At 44.3% G+C, this 605-nt stretch carries 1 pseudogene; it reads right to left on the bottom strand.

The window, feature by feature from the left end:
• Window positions 1-86: 86 nt before the first annotated feature.
• A pseudogene (locus R8O10_RS26155) lies at window positions 87-567 on the bottom strand (YbaK/EbsC family protein).
• Between the last annotated feature and the right edge of the window lie 38 nt (window positions 568-605).

Below are 605 nucleotides of genomic sequence, written 5' to 3'. Positions count from 1 at the left end.
CCACAAATGGATGTTCATTTGAACCGTGTCGAATCTTAATTCGAACGATAGATAATCTAAAAAGCGAGGCACTAGCCTCGCTTTTTTTATATTTCAAACAGAGGGTTATTACCTATCTGTAAGAGTGGTATTAAATGAATGCCTGCAATACCGAAGGTGCGCTCTGGTAGCCCTGGTGTATAAAGCAACTCTTCGTGATGATAGAGCTTGGTATCCACCACGATCGCAACCTCTGGTGGTAAACCTATCGGGCAAACAGCACCGGGTAGGCAGCCAAGTAATTCCTGCATGAGTTCATCACTGCCAATAGAAGGTCGCTTGCCAAATATTGAGTTAATCGTTTTGGCATCAAGGCGAGAGTCTTTATCGGTAATGAACACCATACCCGCCACCTTTGAGTGTTAAAAACAAGCTTTTGCTATGTGTGCCTTGCCAGCCGAGTTCTTTCGCGACTTTAAGGTCGGTGTCGAAGTCGAGAATGGCTTCGTGTTGCCATTCTCGAAATGGAGTCGAGAGCGAATGCAATCGCTCTTTGTTGATGCGATAGATGTTTTCCAGTGACTCCATGTCATTCATATCCTTTGGTTTGGATTACCAGTATTTAG

Origin of the sequence: Vibrio sp. 1727, from assembly GCF_033344415.1 — a bacterium.
GTDB lineage: Bacteria > Pseudomonadota > Gammaproteobacteria > Enterobacterales > Vibrionaceae > Vibrio > Vibrio alginolyticus.
This window is presented reverse-complemented; position numbering and strand designations above follow the sequence as displayed.